General features: G+C 66.7%; 6 protein-coding genes. 3 read left to right on the top strand and 3 right to left on the bottom strand.

The features are described from left to right. Nucleotides 1–10 precede the first annotated feature (10 nt). Together Q8M13_RS16645 and hisC are read right to left on the bottom strand one after the other, a co-directional pair. Nucleotides 11–961, bottom strand: a complete 951-nt coding sequence (locus Q8M13_RS16645) for an amidohydrolase family protein (RefSeq protein ID WP_305301189.1) — start codon at nt 959–961, stop codon at nt 11–13. A 93-nt stretch (nt 962–1,054) separates the two neighbouring features. After that, on the bottom strand, nt 1,055–2,119 hold the full coding sequence (gene hisC, locus Q8M13_RS16650; RefSeq protein WP_305301191.1) for a histidinol-phosphate transaminase: 1,065 nt from the start codon (nt 2,117–2,119) through the stop codon (nt 1,055–1,057). Between the two features lie 193 nt (nt 2,120–2,312). Between hisC and Q8M13_RS16655 the strand changes: the two genes are divergently transcribed. Continuing rightward, nucleotides 2,313–2,972, top strand: a complete 660-nt coding sequence (locus Q8M13_RS16655; RefSeq protein WP_305301192.1) for a Type 1 glutamine amidotransferase-like domain-containing protein — start codon at nt 2,313–2,315, stop codon at nt 2,970–2,972. Nucleotides 2,973–2,989: 17 nt separating this feature from the next. Here the strand turns inward: Q8M13_RS16655 and Q8M13_RS16660 are convergent, their stop codons facing one another. Beyond that, nucleotides 2,990–3,658, bottom strand: coding sequence for a hypothetical protein (locus Q8M13_RS16660; RefSeq protein ID WP_305301193.1), 669 nt, complete (start codon nt 3,656–3,658; stop codon nt 2,990–2,992). A 126-nt stretch (nt 3,659–3,784) separates the two neighbouring features. Here Q8M13_RS16660 and Q8M13_RS16665 point away from each other — a divergent pair, with 126 nt between their 5' ends. Further along, the gene (locus Q8M13_RS16665; protein WP_305301194.1) at nt 3,785–4,654 is read left to right on the top strand and encodes a dienelactone hydrolase family protein; all 870 of its coding nucleotides are present in this window, start codon (nt 3,785–3,787) and stop codon (nt 4,652–4,654) included. 212 nt (nt 4,655–4,866) lie between these two features. Continuing rightward, nucleotides 4,867–6,366, top strand: a complete 1,500-nt coding sequence (locus tag Q8M13_RS16670; RefSeq protein WP_305301195.1) for an arylsulfatase — start codon at nt 4,867–4,869, stop codon at nt 6,364–6,366. The last annotated feature ends 284 nt before the right edge of the window (nt 6,367–6,650 follow it).

Consider the following 6,650-nt stretch of genomic DNA (forward strand, 5'->3'; position numbering starts at 1 on the left):
ATGCTTCACTCTAGCCCAACTTCAGGACGCGCGCGGCGTTCCCGCCCATCCACTTGGCGCGCACCGAATCCTTCAGCGGCAGTTCGTCGGTCTCGGCGACCAGTTGCGCCAGCGGGATCATGTGCGTGCCCCAGCCGGAGCCGAAGATGATCTTGTCCTGCAGGTTGCGGGCTCCGTAATAGATCAGCGCCTCATAACCCGCGCCCGGCGCCAGCATGTGCTTCACCCGCCGGCAGGCGAAGTCGATGTAGAGGTTCTGGTGGCGCGAGGCGATGGCGCAGGTCTCGGCGACCCAGGGCCAGCCCGACAGCCCGGCGATGATCCGCAGGGTGGGGAAGCGCACCGCCACTTCGTCCAGGTATTTTGGATGGGCGTAGTCATAGGGTCGGTCCGACAGCAGATGCAGGCCCGCGGTGATCCGCGCCGGGATGTCCAGCTCGACGCACTTCTCGAAGAACGGCCAATAGGCCGGGTCGTTGATGTAGCGGCCTTCGCGATAGGACGAGACCTCGAAGCCCTTCACGCCCAGCTCGCGCACGCCATGTTCCAGCTTGGCGACCCCGGCCTCGCCTTCCTCGCCCCAGATCCGGAACCAGGGGATCAGGCGATCCGGATATTCCGCCGCGAACTTGGCGACGTCTTCGTTGCTGGCCCGGCGTCCGGCGTTGCCGATGCAGGCCTTGGCGACCCCGGCCTTGTCGAGCATCTCGATGACCTCGGCGTGGCTCATCGCCCGGGTCATGTCGACGTCGCACAGCTTCAGCGCCAGCGAGGTCAGGCCCTCGGTCGCCTTGGCTTCGTTGAACTCCTCGAGGCTCATGCCGATCTGGGCGGCCCAGCCGGGCGCCATCTGCTGGGCGTAGCCCTCCTTGTCGAAGCCGCGCCCCGACTGGATCAGGCGCACGGTGTCCTCGACAGCTTCCTTGGTCGGCGTGTCGCACTCGAAATCGATGATTTGCATGACAGGTCTCGGTCAAATGAGCAGGTGGGCCAAATCAGGCCCCAATAGCTCCACCCTAGAGACGTCCGCGCGGCGGGGAAGGGGTGTTGGGGCCTAGCCCTCGCCGATGATCTCGGCCAGCGCCGCCAACAGTCGGTCGACCTGGGCGCCGGTTCCGACGCTGATCCGCAGGTAGTCGGCGATGCGCGGGGCCGCGAAGTGGCGCACCAGCACCGCGCGCTCGCGCAGGGCCGCCGTCATCGCCGCGCCCTCATGCCTCGCATGCCGTGCGAACACGAAATTGGCGGCCGAGGGCAGCACCTCGAAGCCCAGCTCCACCAGCCCCTCGGTCATCCGCCGCCGGGTGGCGATCACCGCGGCGCGGCCGGCCTGGAAGAACGCCTCGTCCTCGATGGAGGCGATGGCCCCGGCCTGGGCCGGACGGCCGAGCGGATAGGAGTTGAAGCTGTCCTTCACCCGCACCAGCGCCTCGATCAGGGCGACGTCGCCGATGGCGTAGCCGACCCGCAGGCCGGCCAGACCGCGCGACTTCGACATGGTCTGCACCACCAGCAGGTTGGGATGCTCGGCGACCAGCGGGACGGCGGTCTCGGCGCCGAAGTCGACATAGGCCTCGTCGATCACCACCGGGATGTCCGGGTGCTCGCCGAGCAGGGCGGCGATCCGCGCCCGGCTCAGGGCCACCCCAGTCGGGGCGTTCGGATTGGGCAGGATGATCGCCCCGGCCGGCTGGCGATAGTCGGCCAAATCGATGGCCATGCCGGCGTTCAGCGGCACGGTCACGTGCTCGATCCCAAACAGCCGGCAATAGACCGGATAGAAGCTGTAACTGATGTCGGGGAACAGCAACGGCGCCTCGTGCCTCAGCAAGGCGGCGAAGGCGTGGGCCAGCACCTCGTCCGAGCCGTTGCCGACGAACACCTGCGCCGGGCTCACCCCGTGATAGGCGGCCAGGGTCTCGCGCAGCGCCACCGCCTGGGGATCGGGATAGAGCCGCAGATTGTCGTCCGCCGCCGCGCTGATCGCCGCCATGGCGCGGGGGGAGGGGCCGAACGGGCTCTCATTGGTGTTCAGCTTGACCAGCCCCTCGATGCGCGGCTGTTCGCCGGGCACATAGGGCTTCAAGTCTTGCACCAGGGGGCTCCAGAAGCGGCTCATCGATCCCTGTCCTGTCTCACTGCGGCGGTGAGCGCCGTCATGGGCCAATAGCGCCCCGCCACGCAAGCCCACTCAGGGTGGCGTTGGCCCTGGCGCAGCCGCCGGTCTTGGCCTTAGTCTCCTGCCTCACCTGAGGGCTTTCCCCATGCGAGATCCGCTGCGCCGCGCCGTCCTCAAGCGCCGGCCCTGAGCCATGCGGCTCTACCTCTCCTCCTATCGGACGCAGGACACCGCAGGTGATCTGCTGGACCTGGCCGGCGGCCCCTGCCGTGCGGTGGTGATCTCCAATGCCGTCGACATGATCCCGCCCGCCGAGCGCCAGGCCTATGCCCGCAAGATCCATGACCCGGTGGTCGAACTGCGAGACGCCGGCCTGAACGCCGAGGGTCTCGATCTGCGCGACTATTTCGGCGCCCCGGCGGCGCTGGAGCGCGACTTGGCGGACGTCGGCTTGGTCTGGGCCGTGGGCGGCAACGCCTTCCTGCTGTGCCGCGCTCTACGCCAGAGCGGTCTGGACGCCATCCTCGCTCGGCGCCTGGCGCAGGACAGCCTGGCCTATGGAGGCTGGAGCGCCGGCGCCTGCGTGGCCGGCTCGACCTTGCGCGGTCTGCACCTGATGGACGAGCCGCAGCTCGTCACGCCCGGCTATGACCACGCGGTGATCTGGGAGGGCATGGGCCTGGTCGACTTCGCCATCGTCCCGCACTTCGCCTCGGACCACCCGGAGGCCCAGGCCGCCGACCGCGCCGCCGCCTATATGGCCGAGGGCGCCATCCCCCACCGCACCCTGCGCGACGGCGAGGCCATTCTGCGCCGCGGCGACCGGATCGACGTGATCGGCCTGCCGATCTAGCTGACCCGGCAGCGACCTCAAGGCCGATAGGTCTTGGCCGTCAGCCGTCCGATCAGGCCCTCCAGCCTAGCGACCTCGGCCTTGGCCGACCTAAAGGTGGCGGGCGTCGCCTCCATCACGACCATGTCGATGTTGAACTCCAGCCATCGCTTCTGCTCGGCCCGGGCCTCCAGGTACATGTCCAGGAATTCCTCGTGGCGTTTCAGCCACGCATAGACCGCCTTCACCGACGGCATGGCCGGATCGGCGGTGATCGCCGTGATGGTTTCGCCTGCCGCCACCCGCTCGCAGAACGCCGCGCTCCAGGCCCGCTGATAGGTGCTTTTTTTACCCCCAAGGTGAGGCTTTCGCAGGCCCAGCTTGATCTCGTGCGGCACGCGCCAGGCGTCGGACACATGCTTCAGCCGCCGGTTCTGGATCTTGCCCTCAGCCAGGTGACGTCGCACGCGCTCGTACATCGCCGCGAATTCGGGGTGCATCTTGCGCCATTGTCGGAGTGTCGCGCGGCACGGCATGGCGGGATCGGCGCAGATCGCGTTCAGCGTCTCTCCCGCATCGATCCGCGCGCAGATAACCTCGCCAAACTCTGGGCGGTACTGCGATCCGCCGCCGCCTCCGGCATGATCCATCGGCGGCACTGATCGCTGACGCGGCGGGACCCAGGGCTTGTCGGCGGAGGAGGGCACCTGGAGAGTTTACCCTAAAGGGTCGCGAGCCCAAGAACAAAGTGAGAACTTTTAGGCCCCTGGCGCGGCGTCGCGGACGTGCAACACTCCCGCCGCACGATGGCGGCGCGCGGAGGGCGTTCGGACATGGCCAGGAGGCGCTGGCGGATTCTGGCGGGACTCGGACTGGCGTTGCTGACCGTGCTCGTCGCCTTGGCGGGCGTCTATGTCGCGACGATCTGGCGGCCACAATTCCTGACGTCGTCGGCCCGCGCCAGCCACGCCAAGTTCATGGCCTCGGGACTGGAGCTGGTGACGCCGCCTGGCCCCGGCCCGTTCCCCACGGTGCTGCTCATCCACGGCTGCGGCGGGCTTCGCGGCCCATACGAGCCCAACCCGATCATGGACGAATACGCCGCCTCGGCGGTCAAGGCCGGTTGGGCCGCCGCCATCCTGGACAGCTACGCGCCCCGCGACTGGGAGGCGCGCTGGGCGCGCATCAGGGTGTGTAGCGGACTGCGGCTCCGAGGGTTCCACCGCGCCGCCGACGTCCTGGCCGGCCTAGACGTCTTGCAAGACGACCCGCGCGTCGACACTCGCCATCTGCGTATCGCCTCATGGAGCCACGGTGGCTGGGCGGTCGGTGATCTGGTCACCCTGCGCGATCCCGGCGACGGCAGCCTGCGCCGCACCATGGCCGGTGTCGAAGCCATCTATTTCACCTACCCCTTCTGCGCATTTCCCGCGCAGGCGGGACGAAGGGACTGGACATGGAAGGGCGACGTCCGCTGGGTCTTCGCCGAGCATGACACCGTACAGAGCAAGGCCGGCTGCCAGCCGATGATCGAACGCGCCCGCCGGGCCGGCGCCCGGACCGACATCGTCGAGTTTCCAGGCGTGACCCATGCCTTCGACGAACGACTGACCACGCCCGACTCGACGTTCCGGTTCGACCCTGAGGCCGCCGCCCGCGCCCACGCGGAATTCACCGCCTGGCTGAAGACCCCGGTGAGTTGAGCGGCGAGCTGGGGCGCTTGGCTGCGCGCTGTTTGCTTGGCGACCGATGGCGCTGGCGGCGCCTTGGCCGACGCGGCGCTGCCGATCGGCGTGGAGCAAGCGCGCGCCCCCCCGGGGCAATTTACTTGGAAGCGCGCGGGTAAATCCCGATATCGGCCTCCAACAGTGGCCGCCAGAATCCAAGCTCTGGATTACTAGCGAGGAATGAGGCCATGGCGAAGAAGCCCAACATACTGGTCCTGTGGGGCGACGATATCGGTCAGTCGAACCTCAGTTGCTTCACCAAGGGCATGATGGGCTACAGGACGCCCAATATCGACCGCATCGCCAATGAAGGCATGCTGTTCACCGACTACTACGCCGAGCAAAGCTGCACCGCCGGTCGCGCCAGCTTCATCACCGGCCAGGGCGGGCTGCGCACAGGCCTGACAAAGGTCGGTATGCCCGGGGCCAAGGAGGGCATGAAGGACTCGATCCCGACCATCGCCACGGTGCTCAAGGCGCAGGGCTACGCTACCGGCCAATTCGGCAAAAACCACCTCGGCGACCGCGATGAGCAATTGCCCACGATGCATGGCTTCGACGAGTTCTTCGGCAACCTCTACCATCTCAACGCCGAGGAAGAGCCGGAGAACCCCGACTATCCCGATCCCGCGGAATTCCCGAACTTCCGCAAGCGCTTCGGCCCGCGCGGGGTGCTGCACTGCAAGGCCGACGGCAAGGGCGGTCAGTCGATCGAAGACACCGGCCCGTTGACCAAGAAGCGCATGCAGACGATCGACGACGAGGTGACCGAAAGGGCGGCGGCCTTCATTCGCGAGCAGGTGAAGGCGGGCGCGCCATTCTTCGTCTGGTTCAACACCACCCACATGCACTTCCGCACCCACGTGAAGCCGGAAAGCAGGGGCCAGGCCGGACGCTGGCAGAGCGAGTATCATGACGTGATGATCGATCACGACAAGGCGATCGGCGTGCTGCTCGACCTCGTGGACGAACTCGGCGTCGCCGACGACACCTTCGTCATGTACTCGACCGATAACGGCCCGCATTGCAATTCTTGGCCCGACGCCGGCACGACGCCGTTCCGATCAGAAAAGAACACCAGCTGGGAAGGCGCCTACCGCGTGCCCGCCATGGTGCGTTGGCCGGGCAACATTCCCGCCGGCTCGGTCTCGAACGATATCGTCTCGCACCTCGACTGGTTGCCGACCTTCGCCGAGATGGCGGGGGCCGCCACGATCAAGGAAGACCTCAAGAAGGGCGCCACGCTCAACGGCAAGACCTTCAAAACTTACCTCGACGGCAATAGCCTGGTCGGCCACCTGACCAAGAGCGAGAAGAGCCCGCGCAAGGGCTTCATCTATTTCACCGACGAAGGTGAAGTGGCCGGGTTGCGCATGGACAACTGGAAAGTGGTGTTCATGGAGCAGAAGGTCGAGGGAACTCTGGAGATCTGGGCCCGGCCCTTCATCACCGGCCGCGTTCCCAAGCTGTTCAACCTCCGCACCGATCCCTATGAGTTCGCCGATATCACCTCGAACACCTACTGGGATTGGTACCTCGACCGGGCGTTCATTCTGGTCCCGTGCCAGGACATCATCGGCGAGTATCTCCAGACGCTGAAGGAGTTCCCGCCGGCCCAGAAGGCCGGAACCTTCAATCTGGAGAAGGTGATGGACACGCTGCAGTTCGGCGCAACGGGCGCGTCCTGAGCATCTGGCTGTCGCTCGCTTCGCCAAGGCGAGGCGAGCGATCCGCCCTTCCGCGAACGCCGATGGAATGGCAGGTTTCCACCCTTCTGAGACCTCGGCGGGGTCCGCCTCTCAGCGCGATGGTCGATGTCCGCTTCCAGGGGAGGCGGTGATGACCGCTAGCGACCGAGGCTGTGTAAAAACGCGAAGCACCGTAGACTCCTGATGCAGCAGCGTTGGGGGGGTTGGATGTCCCGTTTCGTTGAAGGTGAAGACCGCCGACAGCCGGCGTTGCTTCCAAGTTG

Origin of the sequence: Phenylobacterium sp. (assembly GCF_030681155.1) — a bacterium.
In the GTDB taxonomy this organism is placed as follows: Bacteria; Pseudomonadota; Alphaproteobacteria; order Caulobacterales; family Caulobacteraceae; genus Phenylobacterium.

Excerpts from the sequence above, each read along its gene's own strand:
- Q8M13_RS16655 (WP_305301192.1), top strand. The coding sequence starts at position 2,313 with ATGCGGCTCTACCTCTCCTCCTATCGGACGCAGGACACCGCAGGTGAT.
- Q8M13_RS16670 (WP_305301195.1), top strand. The coding sequence starts at position 4,867 with ATGGCGAAGAAGCCCAACATACTGGTCCTGTGGGGCGACGATATCGGT.
- hisC (WP_305301191.1), bottom strand. The coding sequence starts at position 2,119 with ATGAGCCGCTTCTGGAGCCCCCTGGTGCAAGACTTGAAGCCCTATGTG.
- Q8M13_RS16665 (WP_305301194.1), top strand. The coding sequence starts at position 3,785 with ATGGCCAGGAGGCGCTGGCGGATTCTGGCGGGACTCGGACTGGCGTTG.
- Q8M13_RS16645 (WP_305301189.1), bottom strand. The coding sequence starts at position 961 with ATGCAAATCATCGATTTCGAGTGCGACACGCCGACCAAGGAAGCTGTC.